We start from the raw sequence: 18,904 nt of genomic DNA on the forward strand, positions 1-18,904 counted from the left end.
ATTTATACCCTTAATGTGGCAAATTGAGCCGCATCTATTGTCTGTGTTTGTTTCTGTTCTTGCACAGCTTGCTCCTGCGGGCTTGCTGACAGCTTTAGCCAGTCAACAAATTGAGCAATCGACGTTTCAAAATATGTCTCGGTTAACATCGTTTGATGAATGTGAATAAAACCGATATAGCCAGCATCTTCATCCCAACAGACGTAGGGCTCATCTTTTGTTAATGCTGCCTTCATGTGTTTAAAATAAACATCGGGATGTGGTTTATCACCGGAGATTAAGCCAATAAGCGTTAGCTTCTCTTCATTTGAGCGAAGTGTAATCGCCACTTCGTTATCAATAATTAAACGGCAACAGTCTTCTTCATCAAATTCCAGCGTTTCTATTTGGCAACGCTTTGCAAAGTCGTTTATAAGGGTCGATATAAATCCGTTGGCCATCTGATTTACATTCCTATTTCTGTATTTATTAGTATTTCCATCTCTGCGGTTTAGATAAGCGCAGAGTATTGGCTGATGGGGTTATTATGCTGAATACAGATGTGTGAATATGCCAGATATAGTCGGCTTTTTTTCATTTTAAGCCGTTTATGATAAGACACATGATGAGAATAGAAAAAAGCTCAGCATGGTGTGCTGAGCTTTACTGTTTCAGTCTCAAGCAAGCTAAAACTGTTGAGAGACCTCGAGTTGAATAGACTTACTTAAGTGGTTGAGCTTCTTGGCTAAACAAAGCCACCAGAGTACATTGGTTTAAAGGCTTCTGTTGCCGCTTTATCCGCATTCGCGGTATTGACGCTTGGTGCACTGGACTCTCGGCTCAATACGACAACCTTGGTTTGCTCTTCCATGTTCGAGGGATTTTTCTTGATATGATCAATCAAGTCAGCAAGTTCCGCCTCTCCTTTTGGATCGCTTTGACCACTTAGGCCCGCTTTCTCCATCTCTGGCGTCGTTATGCGTATGGTCACATGAGGTTTGCGGCTCCCCGTCGCCACTTCTGCATCGTAAATTCGCTTTTTCATCGCCGTATTGGCTGAAGGCGGGTAACCTTTCTCCAGGTGTAAGGTATAGCTTTGTTCCACAGTAAAAGACGTCCCTGCAGGAACCAAGATTTCTCTCTCACCTTCCGCATTACTGATGGGTTCAATATTCACCCCGAGGTCTGGCGCCGGGTTGATGACCAAAAGCGCACCTTTCGCCATGTAACTTTGTGCCACGTCTGGAGCACGCGTTGTACTCATAAAGCCAGGAAACTGAAAACCGGTTCCCTTCTCTAACGCCGCATCGGCAACACTGGTGTGACAGCCGTGCCAGACTTTACCGGAGTATCGTTCAAACATTGGAGAGTCTATCGCAGCCTGTAACATATCCACGTTCTGGCGATACTCTTTCTTCGCCTGCGCTCGCTCAGCAGAACTGGTGTATTGATTACGTTTTAGGAACGATTGAAGACGCATCTCCATTTCACTCTCGTTCTTTGGTGGAGCAAAATCGCCGTAGCCTGGGTTGATAATATTTGCGCCATTCCCTGTATAGAATCGAGTCGTCGCCAGCAGCATCGCGTTAATCAGCGTCGCTTGGTTATTTGCATCATCACCAATGGCTTCTAATACCGCTTGTTGGCGTTCAGCTGGTGTGGCTTTGCTACTCGCGACATCCTGTAAAAAGGCCAACGCATCTTGGTGATCGGGTTTGTTTTTTAGCACCAACTGAGCATCAAGCATGTTCGACTTATCTACCGTGCGAAAAGTTTCCCACACATCATTACGCTCACCGTAACGAAAAACATTACTTAGCGATCCTTCCTGTGAAGATTCCGCCAACAAAGACGCTGCATTACTGAGAAGCTGTTGGTATTGCGCAGGAGACTTACCCTCCAACCAGTTGCCTAATGCTTCCGCTTTTACACCATCGATAAATGGTTGCCCTGACGGTTTTCGCTCAGGCAATTCCGGCATGGTTCGCTGCTCGGTATTGTATAACTTCAAGTCATTCATATTTTGCGGAGCGTAGTGAATTTTCTCTGAAGCTAGGCCAAAGGTATCGTCTGCTTCTTGATCACTCTGCGCGGCCTGCGCCAGTACATCAAGATAATCACTCCCTGCATATTGTGATGGGTAGCCTTTCCCTTGAGTCACAGATTGATCGAACTCTTCGACACTCATTTTCACCGGTTCAATCGCAGGTAGATGAATCTCTTGTCCATTTAGTGTGATTGTCTTGGCTTCCATACCGGGTAAGTCGATGTTTTGGGTTATCAGCCCCTCGTAAGCACCAAGCCAATTGCCCGTCTCACGTGCTTGCCACGCCATCATGCCATCACTGTCTACTGTCGCAGCGCCGTGGTCATTGTGCTCCATTGCATAAGCATCCAGTGCTCCCATGATCTCTGTAAAACTGTGATCACGCGGCTGAATCATCCACCCCAACAGCAAGGCTCGAAAGGCTTGCGCTTCAGAAGCAGGCATTTTGAGAAGGCGTGCCACTTCGTACATAAAAGAGGTGGTACTGGATGGCCCCGCAAACATAGGTAACTTCTTATCCATGTTTTGTTGGCGCCAGTTGACCGAGGTTGGTTTATCGTCGCCAATCGTGGTTAACGTTTTGTCATTGATAACGAAACCACCATAGCCGGACTCATGTTCTGGACGCTCTTTTAAAGCAACGGCGTCATTGTGATAAGCCGTAGGCTTCATAGCCTCCTGCATTCCTTGAAACTTGAATCCGGTCCCTTTATGAGGGTCGCCGTTTTGACGACTGCCGATAAAGTCATTGCCGGTTTTGTTGCCAAGCGCTTCACTTGTATTCCAATCGGCATACTTAAGCCATGCCCAACCGTGGGGCTGGGTTGTGGTCGGAGTCGAGATCTCAGGTTTTTCCCCTGCACCATGTGAGTGGAAAATGTTCAGCCTTTGATTCGCTTCTTTAGCATTCAGCAATGGCTGATTCACGGCATCGCCCATCATCTTAAGTCGCGAAGGATCACGAAATACCCTCAAATGACTATAAGCTAATGTAGTCAGTACCCGAGCATTGGCTTTAGGGTCATTGAGTACGCTGTTGAGCTGCTCTGCCCACTTAGCGTCGTCGTCACTCCAGCCGTCCAGAAAACCGATGCCAGCGTCTTCATTTGTCTTTGCTACTGGCACTGAAGGATCTTTCGCTTGAGCGATCGCTACGTTTTCTAGGATCCGACGCAAAAACGATTGAGACATGTACTCAACGGCAGGGCTCTGCAGCAGGTCATTGCCCAAATGGTTAAACTCAAATGCTTGGTTAGCTTCTGCAATCTTTTCCACCGACTGAGCGACTATCTGGTTTTTCACCGCGTCAGAGGTTGTTGGAAACTGCGCATTTACCTTGTCTCGGACTAAATTTTCAATGCTACCTTCATACTGGGCAGCACGCATGATGGCGTGATTAAACTCTTCCTCGGCCTGACGCAATGGTGGCATCGGGACTGGTTGCGTGTTCAGCGGCGGTTGATTGCCGACTAAGGAAACGGAGACCGATGAAACCTGACTTAAAGAGGTATTAGCCGCGGTGCTTGCTGCGCTTAGTGTCTGCTGTGAGGACAGTAAAGCCGCAGTACTTGCCGCGCCGTCTGTTCGTATCGTTGTTTGCATCGATCACCCCGCAGTGGATTCAGTGATCGCATCAAACAAGGCACTGCGTAAACTGAGTGCATTTTGCCAAAAGACATTGAGATCGCTATTCACCACAGACTCATCCGGCAATGCAAAGTTGAGTACAACAGTGGCGTTGTCAGCGGCTAACGAGAACGACGCAATGCCGACAACATCGGGGTGAGAGTTCAGCGCCAGCAGTTTGGAAGGTGATATTCCCCCCTCAGGCTGCTTGGCTGGTGACAAAGGGAACATGACCACCATGCGGTTTTCATAATTGAAAATCGTGGCGTAATGCATGCCATCTTCGCCAACTAAGTTGCATTGACCATTCAAAAGCTGCCATTGCCCGCCAGATAAGTCGGATAGCCAGTTGTTTATGATTTCTTCTTTGTTCATTGCGAGGACCCCTTTTCGTATTGAGTAATCAAAACGATAAGCGTAAGGGCATTCGCCATATATCACTTTTGGTCAGAAGTTTTTAGGGTGCCTTTTATCGGCTAGCGCTCACGGCTTTCAGTTGAATGCTAGTGAGAGGAAATTGATGCTGAATCTAGAAATAGCCAGCCACTGAAAATAAAAAAGCCCAGCATTGCTGGACTTTCGGAGAGCAAAAATAAACGCGTTAGGGCTGTATCTGTTGGCGTTCGCTCAATTGCTTGGTAATAGCTTGCTTGAGCGCTTGCAGCTGACCGTCGATACTCGCATCGATAATACCGACCTCGGTCTCCAGTATGCAGCCGCCGTTCTTTAAACGCGCATCGGCAATGACTTCAACGTACCCCACTTCAGGGAAATCACTGAGTATGGAGGAAACCTTCTCCCGCACTTCAGTAACCTGCTCTGGATGCACATGCAGAATCACTTGCTTTTGGTTACTGACAAGCTGGAGCGCCTCTCTCACGACACTTGCAGTGGTATCCACATCATCAAAGCTGTTGATGATCTTTCTGACGGCATCGAGCACAACGCCTGTCATTTTTTGCTCGACCTGCAAATAGTACTCGTTGCATCGAGCAAGTGTTGCCAGCATGGTTTCGGCATTCTCGATCTTCGCTTGATCGATGCCGTCCTGATAACCTCGCTGCCTCTCTAGCTCATAGGCTTCGTCCGCTTTCGCAATGATGCTTTCTGCTTTTGAGTGCGCCGCCTCAACCAAATGCTGCGAATCTAAGTAACTCACATAGTCTTTTGCTTTGAGCACTTTTAAGCCCGGCGCTAATTGCAAGTTGTCGGTTTTTATTTCAACAAATGAAACCATTGAGGAATTACCTGTTTTGCGATTTTCTTGATAAGTCGGTAAGCAAGATCGCGATGCGCGTCATCCAGCCAATCTGCACTGCGATCCGTGAGCGTCAGTTGACGATCGAGCTTAAACTGCCATCGTTGCACTAGCTCTGATGGTGACTTTGCCAGTAAGAAAGTGACCCATAAATACCCCAGCTCTCGGGCTGTCTTTTCAAAGCTTTTTTCATCGAGGCTGGTTGGCAGTGGCTTTTGCCAACCGCTGGGCCAGTTGGAAATCATCATCGGTCCTTGTTGGATCAAAAAACGCGTTTCATCCACTCCAAAGACCTGATTAAGACATTGTTTAGGTTGCTTTAGCACCACTTGGCGCATCGCTTGGCAATGCATGATTCCGCCAATCATCAACAGCAGTCGATTTGTTGCCTCTACAGGCAGTAAAGCCAGACTGTTGTATGGATGATTAAAAGCATGGTCCGTAATTGGCGACAACGCCCAGTCTTCAATACACCACTGATTGATGGCCGCTTCGTTTCTCCAGCCTTGGAGTTTTAACAACCAAGGCTGTTTTTCCATTACCCAACTTTCGTCAATATAGCTGCAAGGGCAATAGTTAAACTGATGCTGAATTTGGGAAGCCGGCGTTTCGGAATTAACCACGTTTCACGTTCCTGCGGCACCAAGCAAACGTTGCTGCGTTAGAGCCAATGATCAGCAGTACCAAGAAAACAAGAATAGCAATCAGATGGCTTGCGGTGTCTTTGGTCACTTGAATCGACAGAATGCTTTCGAATTGATTACCTTGAGACGTCACGCGAACTTCCGAAGATGGCACCATCACCACGCTGATACGGTCGTAGTTCAACCCTTCGATACTGTTGTTTACTAACAGCTTAATTTGAGGGACATAAGAGTCCAACGCGACATCCGCAGCATGCTTGATAAACACAGATGCCGATGCTGGCGTTGGGCGCTCACCAGGACGAAGATTTTGGTCTTCAAGTACCACGTGAACGCGAGCGACCAACACACCATCAATTTGTGACAATGTGGACGATAATTCTTGCGATTTCGCGTAAATAAGTCTCGCTCGCTCAGCAAGCGGAGACGAAATCAGATCGTCTTTCGGGAAGACTTCTTTAAGTGTCGAGAACTGCTCTCTTGGGTAACCTTTGCGCTTAAGCGCATCAACCGCAAACGCAATTTGTGCGTTATCTACCATCAACTTGACGGTATTGTCTTTATCCGGTTCTTTGGTGGCGACGACACCTTCAGAAAGTAAGATTGACAACATTTCGTTGCCTTCTTTCTGGCTTACACCGGTGTAAAGTTCGGTCTGACAACCCACTAAAAATAGAACCAGTAACATGCTTACTGCACGCATTGTTTTTCTTGTGATGACTGACTTCATTGTGACTACTGTGCCTTTAACAGTGTTTCTACGTTTTGCGTCGTTTTACCTACTGTCTTGGCGATCAGTTCCTCTTGAAAGGTAATTCGAGTCAACGCCCATTGCATTTGCAAAAGCTGAGCAGGATCGTCACCTACCATTTTCATACTGTCGGTTAAGCTGCTTTTTGCGTTATCGATGGTATTTTTCAGTTCGCTAATGTTTTCTAACAAACCACCTTCTAAACCATTGTTTCCTTCCGGGGCCAACATCGCTTGCTCGAAACGTTCGCTAAGCCCATCCTGAGCTTGCGCATCTTGCACTTGCTCTAGATTCGTCTGCATGACTTCGGTGTACTGCGTATTGATCATCTGCGTTCCTATGAAAGCTCTAGTTTGTGGCTGTAAGTCAGCATGTTTTTGACCATTGAGTTGATTTGTATAACAAAGCTCAACTCTTCCCGAACCATGTCTAACAATGGATCTTGATCAGGAATGTCTTTCAACTCGGCCCAGCTATGCCAAAGTGCTTGTTCCTTTTGCGCCCCCAGAGGGAAATGCTCAGACAGCAGCACTTTTAGCTCATCACGGTCTTTTGGGGGATCGGCGAGCAAACGTCCAGAAAAGCTGCCCAGTAACTCTTGTTCGAGTGAAGCCAGTAGTTCTGGTGACGCTTTATCGGTGCCTTTTACGCTTCTTTCCTGGCTAAGTGCATACCACAACGCCTCTTTCTGCTCGCTTGGAGAAGTAAGCGCTCCTTCAAGTGAGCGGTTAAGTGCCGCTGAGCTAAAGTTTCCGGAACTTTTGAGCGCTTCATACCACTCTTTAATTGCCGTCACTTTGGCCTCAGACTGAGAGACGATGTCCGTGCTTTTTTGCACTGGCGATGCGCTCTTGTTTGATGAATTGCTTTCTGATGCACTGCTGTCTGATGCACTTTCACTCATCAGACGGCTCATCTTATTTGCCTCGTGCGGATCAACTCTAGCTGGCTGCTGAACCTGACTGAGCGCATAGTTGAGCGAGTTGTTTTCAACCTTCATTAAAGGTTCCTGATATCCTGAGAGAAGCTCGTTGCAAAGGCTTGGCTTTCTTCACTGCCTTTTGAAGCCATCGCCAGCCATGATTCGGCTTTACTCGCTAACCCTGCTTTACCCGCCGCCAGAGCCGCTAAGCAGACTAAGTCAGGAGAATTCACGCACACAGGTTCAAGCAGGCGATGCGCCTCTTCGTAGCGACCACGATTCATCAAACTCATAGAGCGAATCATTGCCACGACTTCTTCGGTATCCCCTTGAGATTCGAGGCAAGACGCAATTGTCTCTGCCTCTTCGTGGCGATGCATACCGGTTGCCATCAAAGCCGTTTCGGCCAGCAGCAAACGCATGTCTTTTTCCATAACTTACACCTTCTGCAGAATCGACTGCATCACATCCTTGATAGCACGAGTGGTGGTCGCATTGATGTTGTAAACCACCGACCATTTGTTGATGGTGTGCTGCAATTCAGCCAGCTTTGATGGGTCGTCAGCGTTCGTTTCTAGGTTTTTGATCGCTTCATTCACGGCTTCATTCGCCGCTTTTGCTTGTTCTTCTAGTTTCGCTTTAACATCATCGAGATAAACACTGTTACTCGCATCGTAAAATGACATAGGTATCGCCTCTTGGTTATTTATTGCATTCGACAGTTTCAATCACAGCTAGAGCCGCTTGATAGGCTTCATGCTGTTTGAGTAGCAACTGATATTCATGGGGGGCACAGCCAAGATCGAGCTGGCGCTTAACTGCTGATTGCGCTTGCTTGAACTTGAGGACAATGGCCTCTTTCTGTTCCTGCCCTGAGTCGCTTTGTAGTAGTTGTTCAAGATTTGTCATTGGTATTTCCACCTTCATACCCTAGATCGATCGTGATCACTCGCCCGCCTTTCACCAGCTCTATTCCTGATGGGGTGACGCTAGAAATGCGATACCCTTGAGGGGTGCGAGCCCCAACCATGTAACGAACATTGTCCGTAAGAATCACATAAGGGACTTGGCCAAAATTCACGCTACGAAACGGAAAATCGATGTTGGTTCCCTTGCTTACTTTAGGAATGGACTTCAAAACCAAATAAGGTTTCTCGCCATACTGCTCACGGAAGTCCCTCGTAACGCCATAGAAGCGAGTGGTCTCGATATCGTCCAACTCACCGCGTACTTCAATACGATCGCCACTTGTCACCAGCTGAACTTTCTTTAGTAACTCTGCTTTTTCAAGCAAGGCTTTGAGCGTATCCATATAGGCGCCCGCTCTTTGCAGCTCAACCTTCCAAGCGACCAGCCCCGGGACATCGCGTTCTAATATCTGCTCGACTTGGCTCCAACGGCTCGCATCATCAATGTACCCCGTTAAGAGCAGCGTGCCGGTCTCTTCACCATTCTCAACTTTGACTTGGTGATAACCGAGGTTACGCAAGATAAAGCGCACGCCGCGACGAATCTCTTCCATGGTTCGCAGGTCACTTTTGTAGTTGATCCCTAGCGCGTCAATTCTTCCCAACAGTTGCAGTTTTGCGGTTCTATCCTCGACGTACCCTTCCAGTACTGCTTGCCTTGCCGTGGCATTCCATTCAACCCGCACATCATCGAGCTTCAATTCGCTCAGAATATTGCGCACTAAAACGATGGGCTCCGCTTCCGTGATGGCATCGCTGTCGCTGGCTCGGATTTGGCTATACCAAACACCGGCAAATATCACGCTTGGGATCAGGCTGCACATCAAGCCGATCAAGACCGTTCTCTTCCAACCTGATGACGGTTTATGACTGACCGGTGTCGCTTGTTTATCTGCGGCTTCCGTCGTGATATCGATCGCCAAGTCATCTTCAAGATGCCCTACCGCAAACGTTAAGCGGCCAACCGAAACCAAGGCGTTGCGTGATAATTCAATCCCATTAGCGTCAACGGTAACGCTCTCGCTATTGATCGAAACCTCATCACAATCACGCAGTAAGACGGTATCGCCATCGCATACCAATACAAGGTGACTCGCCTTGATGTCCGAATCGGTCAACACAAGGTCGGCGGTAAAGTCATCGCTCCCCAACACCAATGAATCATTGGGTAAGGTCACCTCTACTCCGGCATGAACACCAGAGAGAATACGAATTTTCCATTGCTGCATTGAGGCTATTGCTCCTCTAATGGTCGAACGCAATGATTCTCTGAGCCATCACACTCTTTGATTTGCACTCGCCATCCTTTTTGCCCTGAAGGCAGCTCGCATTGTGATAACAGCGAAGATTTGCCCTGTGACAATAGATCTTGCTGATGACGCTCCGCTTGTACTTGAGATGTACAGCTGTAGAGCGCGAGTGCCGATTTCAGCTCTGCACTGTTATTTGAAATATTGTTCAAGGTGCCGAGCTTCGGTCTTAAGTCATACTCATTACCGATAAGCACGTTGTCACCAATACCATCGACAACAATTCTCGGCTCAATAATGAACATGCGCACCGTTCTTCTGGTGGTATCAGTGGTACTTCTAAACAAGGCACCAAGGTATGGGATGTCTCCTAACAAAGGCACTTTACGCAGTTGGTGACTCACTTCATCACGGTACACACCACCGATGAGTAGGCTCTGCCCTTGCTTCACCGTCGCCAACGTGCTGATCTCTGTCTTGCGGATGGATGGCACATCATCAACACCGCCATCTGGAATTTGCGCGCCATCTTCAAGATGCAAGCTCAGGTTGATTTCGGGTCTTTCAACAAATCGGTCTCCGACAATACGTGGGACGATTCGCAGTAAGGTGCCGTAGGTCACCTCTTCAAGCGCCGCTGTTTCTCTGCCAATCAACTTGACGTAGAACGTGCTGCTGTTGTTCAAAACCGCCTCAACGTTTTCTTGAGTTAGCAAAGTCGGTCGAGACACGACTTGAGCACTACCTTGAGATTCCAACAAACGAATTTGAGCCAACAAGTAGTTTAAATTGGTCGCATCAAGCAGTGACTTAAAGGTCTGCCCGCTGCCTAGCGTCACATCACCACCATCAACGTCACCTGTGGTTTTGATGTCTAAAATACTGTTGTTACCGACCTCAATACCCGCTCGCCAATCCACACCCAGTTGGCTCAAATCGTTCGCACTGATATCGACAATCGAGAGTGCCACTTCGATTCGCGACTGTGGCTGATCCAACTGAGCGACTAACTTGCGGTACAAAGGCAGGCGCGCTTGCGTATCACGTACTATGATGGCATTTAGCCCTGGCTCTGCCTCAACCGACGCACCGCCGTGTACAGAAACATTCTTCGTCGTGGTTGCAGCCGTATTGATGTCCGTTTCTTCACTCTCTTTGGTTGCCTTGATCTGAGTTTGAACACCTGACAATACGCGGCTCAATACCGATGCAATGCCCGGCACCGTCACCGCTTGATCGCGATAAGTGATTTCTCTGTCCGTCGCCGAGGCATATTTCAAAGGAATAATTTCAACAAACAGCTCATCAGTAGAGTTCGACTTTTGAACCAATCGGCTTTCCAGCGCTTCGGCCGTTTGCACAACCAAATCCACGTATCTAGGTGGGCCCGCTAAGTAAACCAGCCCTTTGTTCTCTGCCGCACGCCAACCGTAGCGAGAATCCCAAATCCCTGTCGATATCAGAGTACTGCGCAGCTCACGAGCCGTCAGAAGTTCAAGCTGTAGCAGCCGAGAACGGGTTTCCGTCGCTTTGTACACATGCAACACCGCGCCATCGAAGTACCACATCAGGTTGTAGACCTGTGCTAGATAATCAAGAAACTCGGCTGGGTCTTCTGGCGTAAATCGACCACTGACTCGATCGTTGACTTTGTCACTGACCGACACAGAAACACGATAGTTAGCGCCAAAGTTATTCAATAGTTCTTTTAAAGAATCGTTGTCCGCATAGTAACGAAACGGCTGATCAGGCCAATCCAACTCTGATGCGTGTAAAGGCAATGCCGCCAACAAACTCAAAGTACATGCAACAGACCAAACAAGTCGGCGAAGTTGTTTTTTTAAAACGGCAAGCATTATGGAATCCAAATACTGTGGCTGACGGTATGATTAACGCGTTGATGCTCTAGCACACCACTAAACTGCTCCACCAAATTCACATGTTGGGAGAGCTGAGCGCATAATGCTTCTGCGGTTGCGCTTTCCATGTTCATCTTTCCTTGCACAATCAACTGTTCGTTATCATTCACCGTCAGTGTGCTACTCGTATCTCGCAGTGTCTTCAAAGAGAGCTGCATACAATGCTTAAGTGCCTGCTCTTTTTGGTAATCGAGGTGCTGTTCAAACTGAAATGGGAGCACGGTTTCCCACAAGACCCATGATGAATGCTGCCGAATGTTAAGCAGCATCTGGTCGACTTCGATATCGTAGGAACCATTATTTGAGGCAATAAAATCCCCAACCCCAAGCGTTGCCGCGAGAGATTTCATCATTTGATCTAACATATTTAGCTCTATTTAAATCTGGCTGAGATGGTTACAAGCTTGACCGCACTGGTTACTCTGAATATCAAAATAGTAGTGATCCACATTGCCAACGGTGTGCATGTCTTGAAACCACTGCCAAATCTTCGCAACCGCATTTAAGTCGCTGTACACATGGTCACAAGCGTCCCACACGTCGTTGAGCTCAGGCGCTTGTACTCGAGCTTCGCCACACCAGACTTTCCATTCAGAGATAAACTTATCTGATGTTTCGCCGTACTGAGACAGACCTTTGAGCTTCTCAAGCGTTGGCTTCCACTCTTCCACCATCGCTCGGTGAGATTCGACGGCCTGATTTTGTTGTTCATTAAGAACATCAAGCTGCTCATACAGTTCACTCTGCTGGCTCTGGATCAGTGCTAACTGCTGCTCTGCAAAAATCGCACTGTTCTCTTCTGTCGACAGCCTCAACCAGTAGTCTTTCTGAATACTCAGCTGATTAATCAACTGCTCAAGCTTGATGGTGTCATGCAACACCGTCTGATCTGTCTTCCGGTTCACCCACTCATTCAGGGTTAAATACATCGACAGGATCAGCGTTTTAGGGGACGCCAAATTGAAGCGAAACCCTAATCGGCTGTTAATGTAATCCAGCCTTTGCTCAAAAGAGCTCAACACATGATTGTCACTCAGTTGTCCACCCACCTCGAGAAAGAGGCGCATGGCAAACCGGTCTAAAGAGGTACCAAACCTTTGATAGGTTTTCACCACTTGGCTTGCACATAAGCAATCAACGACATTGCGGTCAAGCAAACGTTGCAGCAAAGACAATTGTTCTGAACTCAAAACATCTTCACTAAGCAGTTGTCGGTGATTGACATTAACAACATTGGGCACTTGCGATGATTGGGTTAAACCTTCGTATCTTGCGCCTCTCTGCAATACAGTGACCTTCCTTTGCGTCACAATGTTGTTAGGAAAAAGCGAACGGCGTCGCCAATGCAGCTTTTTCATTGGTGTTGTTCTCCGCATCTACTTCGAACAATCCAGAAGGAAGTAGAGGTAATAGTTTTGTTCGTTGTTACGCTGAGCATAATAGAGTTTACGCCAGTTGATGCCTTTCAAAATTAGTCAGAAAATTTTAGTCGTCAGACATTTCACTTAGCAATAGCGACTTGTTCATCCCCAGAACGTACACGACTTGGTGTCGTTCCAAAACGGCGTCGGTAACTTTGCGTAAAGTAAGATTGACTAGAAAAGCCCGCTTCCATTGCGACGTCGACAATGCTCATTTTGCTGGTAAGCAATAACTTATGGGCATGCAGCAAACGGCGCTCACTGATCCACGCTCTAGGAGAAACGCCATAGTGCTCATTAAAGAGCTCTTTAAACGTCGTCAGGCTCGCGCCAAACTCTTGTGCGTAGTCGGTCAGCTTCCACTCCTTCAGGTAATGGAGTTCCATAAAGCGACGCAGTCGGTCTGAGGTTTTGTTGGTCAGCTGTGATAATAACGCATACAGGTTCTCACCTTGCTCACCGTGGAGCAATAAGATGAGCATTTCCTCGTATTTTAAGCGCATGATGGTGTCAGGATAAGACTGCTCTTCTAGCGTCTTCATCCCTGATAAGGTCTGCTCTATCAACAAATTGAAAGTAAACGGGAACAATCCAGACTGAACGTTCTCAACTTTTGGTAGCGACATCAGTAAATCACTGTGCTTTTGCAAAAATTGACTGACAAGTTCATTGTCGAATTCGATCACTGACGCCGTATATTGGCCATCTACTGGCGTGTATTCTAGTAAGTAATCCCCTTGAGAGAGGAACACACCACAACCAGCGACGACATCTAACGTGCAATCCCCCGTCTGAACTCGCAATTGCCCATTGTGAACGACAACAATGTGAGACTGGCGAGAATGAAAAACTTCATCGTATTTTTCATAGTAACAAGTACTATGGATTTTTCGCGATAGCGAGTTGACCCTTTCTGTGTTTAGTTGGCCTAACACATCCATTTTCTACCCTTCATAATCCTAATTTCTCTAATCCAAATAGAGAAATGCCAAAGCCTGACTACGCCTATACAAAAACGTACGTGCGATGTTTAATCAGAACGATGTCAATTAAAGAAGCAAAGAAAAGAGCATAGGTGCGATAGCACGACCATACTCCCCGAATAAATTATAAATAGCTCAAAAACTACCGGTGGTAGCAAAAATAATCTTGGAAAAACGTCTCGATATTGTTTGTTATATTCTCGAGAAATTAATAAGCTTTTGCTAAAGTTCAACTTATAACTAGTGATACTCAAGCAACCAAAGCTCTTATTATATTAGAATAAATGAAAGTACTAATATTTAAGCCTACTCTCACCTACATTGGTATTTCCACAAAAAATGGAGTGTTTATTTTTAAACCACTCTATCTAGCCAACTTCATAGAAGCGGGGGATATAAACATAAAAATTGCAGTGAGTGCAACTGATATTCATATAAAGAAGCACTGAGCCGATGACTTGACCCCATTAATAATTAGGGTTTTAGCGCCGGATTATTCGCTTCATTCAACTTAAATTTTTATTAAAATAGAAAAAATGAAAACGATTACTTTTTTAGTTATTATTGTAAGCTTCTAGTTTTAAATCCTTATGCACTCTGCCTTGCGTAAAAATATAGCCTTCTTCTTTACTGGCTCTGATTTCCCCTTGAGAACGTAGCACTGCGCGGATCTTCATTTCACCCTTACCTGCTTGTATAGGCGCAATAACAAAAGAGTATTGCACAGGCAGCTGAACCCCCTGGTATGTCTGCTTTGCGACTGTAATACACCGTTCTGTGGTTACTTGGCACACATCAATATCAACCGATGTACTCACGGGCGCAATATACTCATCAAAAGCCACCCACCCATACAGCACAGCTTGGGAAGAGCTCGCAAAGCCGCCGTTTGAGGAATTGGTGTGAGTGCAAGCATTCAAAAACAACAGGCTTAGCAACCCAATAAGCGTTCTAGATTTCACTGCGTACTCTATCTACTTATCTTTTTATTAAAAATGACAGTCGCAATTCTGGTACAGAAATATATAAAAGATCAACCTGTATTTTATAAATGACTCAAAAAATAAATTCTCAAAAATAAGAAACCGTTAATTACACTGGATTTGCTTTGTTTTAAAATTTGACATTAGTTCCAAGCACATAATCAAATATTATATAAGTGAAATTTATATGCACTAATGATATAAGCAACACCATCAATACTTTCTTTATTAACCTTATAGAAAAAACGTTTATATAAAAAAATCCAACCAATTTTGATAAACATCGAAATGCACTTGTCATAACTTCACCCTTAAAATTCTAAAAAGGATGACTTCTATGTCTGCGCGCCAAATCGTAGATGAGGTTTTACTTAAATTTGCTCATCAAATAGGGTTACCTAAATTACAGTTGATTGAAGACGAATTGGGTTTAGCTTTTGATGACAACTTAAGAGTGCATGTGATTTTTCACCCAACGACAGGGATGCTTCAATTAGAAGCTGAGATCGTCGATCTACAAATTGTTAATTCTGACCTTTACCGTTCTTTTATCGCATTCAACTACCATTGGTCTGAGCATCAATTGTTTTTTAGCTTAGATAACCACAGGCACAAGCTTTGTTTAAATAGACTGCTTCACGCAGAGTCACTCGATTACGAACTGTTTGAAGATGCACTGGCTGAGCTGCTCACACAGAGCGAATCTTGGGAAGACTTGTTATCCGCCCACATCGCCATGGAAGCTTTGCCATCTCAGCTTCAGAGCTCGGATTTAAGAGTTTAGGTAATCTATGTCCAATGACATCCAACCAACACAAAAGCACTTATCTATCGATTGGATCGAGAACAATAGCCAGACTGAGTCTGTACAGAAGGGAAACTTTCTAGGCAGAACCGTGGTGCAGATAAATCCAAACGAGCGAGAGCAAAACCGCACTAACTCAAAATTGGAGCTAGGCGAGACGCTTTCTATGCTTGCCAATACTGAGCTCTCCAACGCGATTTTAAGCTTTGAAAAAGACTCGAATGCAGCACAAAGCCTGTTGAGTAGAAAGGTTCAAGTGATCGCGACCAATAGGCCGATGAGCTAGGGTTAGACCTCACTTTACAAGAAACGCAAAGCCCCGAAATTTCGGGGCTTTGTTGTTTTTGAAATTAGAGGTAAAAAAAAGATGCTCTAGGACGTTTTTTTAGAATGTGGCGGTGAGTGAGAACGTCAGACGACCAATTTAAAGCTATGAATTTAAAGTAGAATATGGAAATTTTTAAATTTTCTTACACGCCATTTTATACAATTTCAACCGTGCTACCGAGGTCAAATTTTAAACACAAATCGCTCCTTAAAATGAATTTTCGTATCCTGACATCGCAACCTAACTGTAATAACATCACCCGTCATTCATCAGTAATTTTGGTTCACCTTTATGCTTAACGCACTTATTCACTGGTATCAAGTAAAGCATCATCAATTTACTGGTGACAATCTTCCATCGGCTGACTCGCAAATTCAATTACTGCGACTACAGGACGAGATATTGATACCACTTGCCGCACTTGGAAGTATCACCATCACCTACGGTTTTACAAGTCATGCCTTACTTCGCTATATACTAAAAACTAGTCCGGGAGATATGGCTCCAAACATTGACCAACATGCATCCACTGAGCTCAACAGCAAAGGAAATCGAATTTGTAAGCGAAATGGCGCTGCCTGTGACTTCTATGTACAAGGTTATGAGCAGCGAATGGATGAAGTCGCAAAGTACATTTGCACGAACCTCGAATTCGATCGCCTCTACTTCTACGGAAAAGACCGCCCTATTCACATCAGTGTCGGCTCTGAAAACACACGCTATGCACTGATTCGAGAAAAACGCAGTGATGGACTTCGCGTAAACAAGAAAAGTGCAAAAGGCAGCGCCACACGGACCTTATTCGATAACTTATAATCGAGGAAACATCATCGAGGACATGGAATGAATGAAGAACAGTTTGCTGAGCTTATTGCGCAGATCAAAGTAGGGAAACAATTGCCGGATGCTATCTACCTTCATAAAGATGCCTTTAGCGCCCTACCGACAGTACTCACTCAATTCATACCTGCGGTAGCAAAAGCCGTTAGCCTAGATGATGAACACTGGAATCTAGTGAAACTGTTTAAAAAAGAATTCCGTCTATCTTTGCTTCACTACCCTGACTTTTACACTGACTCCTACCCTGCGCTAAGACAGAGCTTAAACGTCGACCTATCTAAATTAAGCCATAAACTCACAAACTACTCGGATTCTGACAACCCACCGATCCTTCATCGCAAAGAGACCATGATCTTGCCAGAAAGTGAGCACTTTGATCACTTCACTTCACTCACTCAAGAAGGTGAAAACGCGGGGCTGTATGAGAATAGCCGACTGATTGGGTTTAAGCGCTCTTGGGAAAACCTCATTGCGCGTCATGGCTATGAACTTGTCGACGGGCGTTTGTTTCGCAGCTCTGCTGTCACTCAAGTCGAAGAAACTGGAATTGATAGACACAAAACGGCACTCGTTCGCCATGAACTGTCTGCACCTATGAAAACACTAGTAAAGCATGGTTACCTAGAAGGCTCACTTTCCATTTTTGATTATGGCTGCGGGCGTGGCGATGACTTGCGAGAACTGGAGGCGCATGGGCTAGATGTACTTGGCTGGGATCCTAACTTTCAGCCTGATAACGACAAAGTGAGTTCAGACATCGTCAACCTTGGCTTTGTTCTAAACGTGATTGAAGACCAAGATGAACGTCTAGATGCTTTGTTAGACGCTTGGGAGCTGGCGGATAAGCTTCTCGTTGTTTCTGTCATGCTTGCTAACGAAAGCTATATCGCCCAGTTCAAACCCTACAAAGATGGTGTGATTACTTCCCGTAATACCTTTCAAAAGTATTACGCCCAGTCTGAGATAAAGGCTTATATTGAACGCAGTTTGCAAGAGGATGCCATTACCGTTGCACCCGGCATTTTTTACATCTTCAAAGATAAACTCGAAGAGCAGCAGTACTTACAAAGCAAATACAAGCGCCACCATAAATGGCAGCAACTCACCTCTCCAGAACCTGTCGAAGCAAAACACAAAGCCAAGCTTCTGATCACTCAAAACCAAGAACTGTTCGACGCATTTTGGAACACATGCTTAACGTTTGGCCGTATACCTGCTAATGAAGAATTTGAGCAATCAGACGAAGTAAGAGCGCTTATCGGCTCGCACAAAAAAGTGTTTGGTCTGTTGCAAGAAATGTTCGACACCGAAGAGTTCGAAAAAGCAGAAAAGCGCCGCAAAGAAGATCTGTTACTTTACTTCGCGATGGGACTGTTTGAGAAGAGAAAACCTTATACGCAACAACCAGAAACACTCAAGCGCGATATCAAAGCTCTATTTGATGATTATAAAACCGCACTTAATCTCGCAGCAGAATTGCTGTTCGCGATAGCCGATACAGACCAAATCAACACGCAATGTGAAAAGGCCCACAAGCAATTACCTGCAAGTTTATTGAACGAGAGGCATTCACTCATACTACACCGTGACTACATCGATGATTTACCACTCTTACTGCGCACATACGTAGGTGCGGGTTTACAAATGTATGGCGAACTGGATGAAGAAATCGATTTAATCAAAATCCATATCACGTCAGGCAAGCTAACCTTAACTGCTTATGACAACTTCGAGCACTCTATACCATTTCTGGTCGAGCGCATCAAAATAAAAATGGCAGAACAAGATATCGATTTCTTTGATTATGTAGATGAGAAGCGCAGACCGCCATTGCTCAACAAGCACCTTTACATACCACCCGAACACGAGAACTACAAAAAGCAGCTGAACTTTGATAAGCGATTAGGGAAGTTAATGGAGTTTGAACCAACTGAAGAGACTCAGATGGTTCGAGCAGAGTTTGAGGTACTTTTAAACAAACACAATAAGGAAGTCAGAGGATTTACAGTAAGCACAACTGCATCCAGTTAAACCTTCAGAAAAAACCTGTCCTGCCATAGAAATCTACCCTGCATCCTTGTAAAATGTCACACTTATTTTGGCATACCTATGTAATAATTCGCATAGACAATACCAACACATAACAAACTCCAAGATTAGTTTGTCAAAAAATGACATAC

Annotated in this window: 21 protein-coding genes; 4 read left to right on the forward strand and 17 right to left on the reverse strand. The window is 45.6% G+C overall.

Translation table 11 applies throughout. From position 1 onward, the window contains the following. Window positions 1–2: 2 nt before the first annotated feature. The 17 genes from GXP65_RS09270 to GXP65_RS09350 all read right to left on the reverse strand — a co-directional run bounded on the left by GXP65_RS09270 (window position 3) and on the right by GXP65_RS09350 (window position 14,730). Window positions 3–440: a CesT family type III secretion system chaperone gene (locus GXP65_RS09270; RefSeq protein WP_162092645.1), complete on the reverse strand. Its 438-nt coding sequence runs from the start codon at window positions 438–440 to the stop codon at window positions 3–5. A gap of 284 nt (window positions 441–724) precedes the next feature. After that, a complete protein-coding gene (locus tag GXP65_RS09275) occupies window positions 725–3,628 on the reverse strand; it encodes an ADP-ribosyltransferase (RefSeq protein WP_162092646.1) in 2,904 nt (967 codons plus the stop codon). Window positions 3,629–3,631: 3 nt separating this feature from the next. Further along, complete coding sequence (locus tag GXP65_RS09280; RefSeq protein WP_005426189.1) at window positions 3,632–4,027, reverse strand: hypothetical protein; 396 nt, start codon at window positions 4,025–4,027, stop codon at window positions 3,632–3,634. Window positions 4,028–4,253: 226 nt separating this feature from the next. Beyond that, window positions 4,254–4,889 carry an HrpE/YscL family type III secretion apparatus protein gene (locus GXP65_RS09285; protein ID WP_005426171.1) on the reverse strand — a complete coding sequence of 212 codons (636 nt, stop codon included), beginning with the start codon at window positions 4,887–4,889 and terminating at the stop codon, window positions 4,254–4,256. Continuing rightward, entirely contained in the window at window positions 4,868–5,533 is a 666-nt protein-coding gene (gene vscK / locus GXP65_RS09290; RefSeq protein ID WP_162092647.1) for a SctK family type III secretion system sorting platform protein VscK, read from the reverse strand. Before vscK ends, GXP65_RS09285 begins: the two co-directional genes overlap by 22 nt. Continuing rightward, on the reverse strand, window positions 5,526–6,272 hold the full coding sequence (gene sctJ, locus GXP65_RS09295; RefSeq protein ID WP_029388702.1) for a type III secretion inner membrane ring lipoprotein SctJ: 747 nt from the start codon (window positions 6,270–6,272) through the stop codon (window positions 5,526–5,528). Before sctJ ends, vscK begins: the two co-directional genes overlap by 8 nt. Window positions 6,273–6,289: 17 nt before the next feature. Further along, entirely contained in the window at window positions 6,290–6,634 is a 345-nt protein-coding gene (gene sctI / locus GXP65_RS09300) for a type III secretion system inner rod subunit SctI (RefSeq protein ID WP_005426285.1), read from the reverse strand. Between the two features lie 8 nt (window positions 6,635–6,642). Further along, window positions 6,643–7,305, reverse strand: a complete 663-nt coding sequence (locus GXP65_RS09305) for a YopR family T3SS polymerization control protein (protein WP_162092648.1) — start codon at window positions 7,303–7,305, stop codon at window positions 6,643–6,645. Beyond that, window positions 7,305–7,661: a YscG family type III secretion system chaperone gene (locus tag GXP65_RS09310; RefSeq protein WP_005426289.1), complete on the reverse strand. Its 357-nt coding sequence runs from the start codon at window positions 7,659–7,661 to the stop codon at window positions 7,305–7,307. Before GXP65_RS09310 ends, GXP65_RS09305 begins: the two co-directional genes overlap by 1 nt. 3 nt (window positions 7,662–7,664) lie before the next feature. Continuing rightward, a complete protein-coding gene (gene sctF, locus GXP65_RS09315) occupies window positions 7,665–7,913 on the reverse strand; it encodes a type III secretion system needle filament subunit SctF (RefSeq protein ID WP_005426103.1) in 249 nt (82 codons plus the stop codon). Window positions 7,914–7,929: 16 nt separating this feature from the next. Beyond that, a complete protein-coding gene (locus tag GXP65_RS09320) occupies window positions 7,930–8,136 on the reverse strand; it encodes an EscE/YscE/SsaE family type III secretion system needle protein co-chaperone (protein ID WP_005426287.1) in 207 nt (68 codons plus the stop codon). After that, window positions 8,123–9,424: a type III secretion system inner membrane ring subunit SctD gene (sctD, locus tag GXP65_RS09325; RefSeq protein ID WP_045453218.1), complete on the reverse strand. Its 1,302-nt coding sequence runs from the start codon at window positions 9,422–9,424 to the stop codon at window positions 8,123–8,125. The genes GXP65_RS09320 and sctD overlap by 14 nt, the downstream gene beginning before the upstream one ends. A gap of 5 nt (window positions 9,425–9,429) precedes the next feature. Continuing rightward, window positions 9,430–11,301, reverse strand: a complete 1,872-nt coding sequence (sctC, locus tag GXP65_RS09330; protein WP_050906455.1) for a type III secretion system outer membrane ring subunit SctC — start codon at window positions 11,299–11,301, stop codon at window positions 9,430–9,432. Then, window positions 11,301–11,729, reverse strand: coding sequence for a YscB family type III secretion system chaperone (locus GXP65_RS09335; protein WP_039975162.1), 429 nt, complete (start codon window positions 11,727–11,729; stop codon window positions 11,301–11,303). The genes sctC and GXP65_RS09335 overlap by 1 nt, the downstream gene beginning before the upstream one ends. A 12-nt stretch (window positions 11,730–11,741) precedes the next feature. Continuing rightward, window positions 11,742–12,722 (reverse strand): T3SS regulon anti-activator ExsD domain-containing protein, encoded by a 981-nt coding sequence (locus GXP65_RS09340; RefSeq protein ID WP_005426156.1) that lies wholly within the window; start codon window positions 12,720–12,722, stop codon window positions 11,742–11,744. Window positions 12,723–12,865: 143 nt separating this feature from the next. Next, window positions 12,866–13,726 (reverse strand): AraC family transcriptional regulator, encoded by an 861-nt coding sequence (locus GXP65_RS09345; RefSeq protein ID WP_012127524.1) that lies wholly within the window; start codon window positions 13,724–13,726, stop codon window positions 12,866–12,868. Between the two features lie 596 nt (window positions 13,727–14,322). Then, complete coding sequence (locus GXP65_RS09350; RefSeq protein WP_021017830.1) at window positions 14,323–14,730, reverse strand: YscW family type III secretion system pilotin; 408 nt, start codon at window positions 14,728–14,730, stop codon at window positions 14,323–14,325. A gap of 358 nt (window positions 14,731–15,088) precedes the next feature. Between GXP65_RS09350 and GXP65_RS09355 the strand changes: the two genes are divergently transcribed. The 4 genes from GXP65_RS09355 to GXP65_RS09370 all read left to right on the forward strand — a co-directional run bounded on the left by GXP65_RS09355 (window position 15,089) and on the right by GXP65_RS09370 (window position 18,755). After that, window positions 15,089–15,535 carry a CesT family type III secretion system chaperone gene (locus tag GXP65_RS09355; RefSeq protein WP_005537110.1) on the forward strand — a complete coding sequence of 149 codons (447 nt, stop codon included), beginning with the start codon at window positions 15,089–15,091 and terminating at the stop codon, window positions 15,533–15,535. Between the two features lie 7 nt (window positions 15,536–15,542). Continuing rightward, window positions 15,543–15,842: a T3SS regulon translocated regulator ExsE2 gene (gene exsE2 / locus GXP65_RS09360; RefSeq protein WP_162092649.1), complete on the forward strand. Its 300-nt coding sequence runs from the start codon at window positions 15,543–15,545 to the stop codon at window positions 15,840–15,842. Between the two features lie 333 nt (window positions 15,843–16,175). Continuing rightward, window positions 16,176–16,700, forward strand: coding sequence for a hypothetical protein (locus GXP65_RS09365; protein WP_162092650.1), 525 nt, complete (start codon window positions 16,176–16,178; stop codon window positions 16,698–16,700). Window positions 16,701–16,727: 27 nt separating this feature from the next. Further along, window positions 16,728–18,755, forward strand: coding sequence for a DNA phosphorothioation-associated putative methyltransferase (locus GXP65_RS09370; protein WP_162092651.1), 2,028 nt, complete (start codon window positions 16,728–16,730; stop codon window positions 18,753–18,755). The last annotated feature ends 149 nt before the right edge of the window (window positions 18,756–18,904 follow it).

The sequence above is a fragment of the Vibrio sp. LB10LO1 genome (genome assembly GCF_010092875.1).
In the GTDB taxonomy this organism is placed as follows: Bacteria; Pseudomonadota; Gammaproteobacteria; order Enterobacterales; family Vibrionaceae; genus Vibrio; species Vibrio campbellii.

Coding starts and splice junctions, on each gene's coding strand:
- sctC (WP_050906455.1), bottom strand. CDS start 11,301: ATGCTTGCCGTTTTAAAAAAACAACTTCGCCGACTTGTTTGGTCTGTT.
- sctI (WP_005426285.1), bottom strand. CDS start 6,634: ATGATCAATACGCAGTACACCGAAGTCATGCAGACGAATCTAGAGCAA.
- exsE2 (WP_162092649.1), top strand. CDS start 15,543: ATGTCCAATGACATCCAACCAACACAAAAGCACTTATCTATCGATTGG.
- sctD (WP_045453218.1), bottom strand. CDS start 9,424: ATGCAGCAATGGAAAATTCGTATTCTCTCTGGTGTTCATGCCGGAGTA.
- GXP65_RS09370 (WP_162092651.1), top strand. CDS start 16,728: ATGAATGAAGAACAGTTTGCTGAGCTTATTGCGCAGATCAAAGTAGGG.
- GXP65_RS09345 (WP_012127524.1), bottom strand. CDS start 13,726: ATGGATGTGTTAGGCCAACTAAACACAGAAAGGGTCAACTCGCTATCG.
- GXP65_RS09270 (WP_162092645.1), bottom strand. CDS start 440: ATGGCCAACGGATTTATATCGACCCTTATAAACGACTTTGCAAAGCGT.
- GXP65_RS09305 (WP_162092648.1), bottom strand. CDS start 7,305: ATGAAGGTTGAAAACAACTCGCTCAACTATGCGCTCAGTCAGGTTCAG.
- GXP65_RS09365 (WP_162092650.1), top strand. CDS start 16,176: ATGCTTAACGCACTTATTCACTGGTATCAAGTAAAGCATCATCAATTT.
- GXP65_RS09335 (WP_039975162.1), bottom strand. CDS start 11,729: ATGTTAGATCAAATGATGAAATCTCTCGCGGCAACGCTTGGGGTTGGG.
- GXP65_RS09355 (WP_005537110.1), top strand. CDS start 15,089: ATGTCTGCGCGCCAAATCGTAGATGAGGTTTTACTTAAATTTGCTCAT.
- sctF (WP_005426103.1), bottom strand. CDS start 7,913: ATGTCATTTTACGATGCGAGTAACAGTGTTTATCTCGATGATGTTAAA.
- GXP65_RS09320 (WP_005426287.1), bottom strand. CDS start 8,136: ATGACAAATCTTGAACAACTACTACAAAGCGACTCAGGGCAGGAACAG.
- GXP65_RS09280 (WP_005426189.1), bottom strand. CDS start 4,027: ATGAACAAAGAAGAAATCATAAACAACTGGCTATCCGACTTATCTGGC.
- GXP65_RS09285 (WP_005426171.1), bottom strand. CDS start 4,889: ATGGTTTCATTTGTTGAAATAAAAACCGACAACTTGCAATTAGCGCCG.
- GXP65_RS09340 (WP_005426156.1), bottom strand. CDS start 12,722: ATGAAAAAGCTGCATTGGCGACGCCGTTCGCTTTTTCCTAACAACATT.
- GXP65_RS09275 (WP_162092646.1), bottom strand. CDS start 3,628: ATGCAAACAACGATACGAACAGACGGCGCGGCAAGTACTGCGGCTTTA.
- GXP65_RS09310 (WP_005426289.1), bottom strand. CDS start 7,661: ATGGAAAAAGACATGCGTTTGCTGCTGGCCGAAACGGCTTTGATGGCA.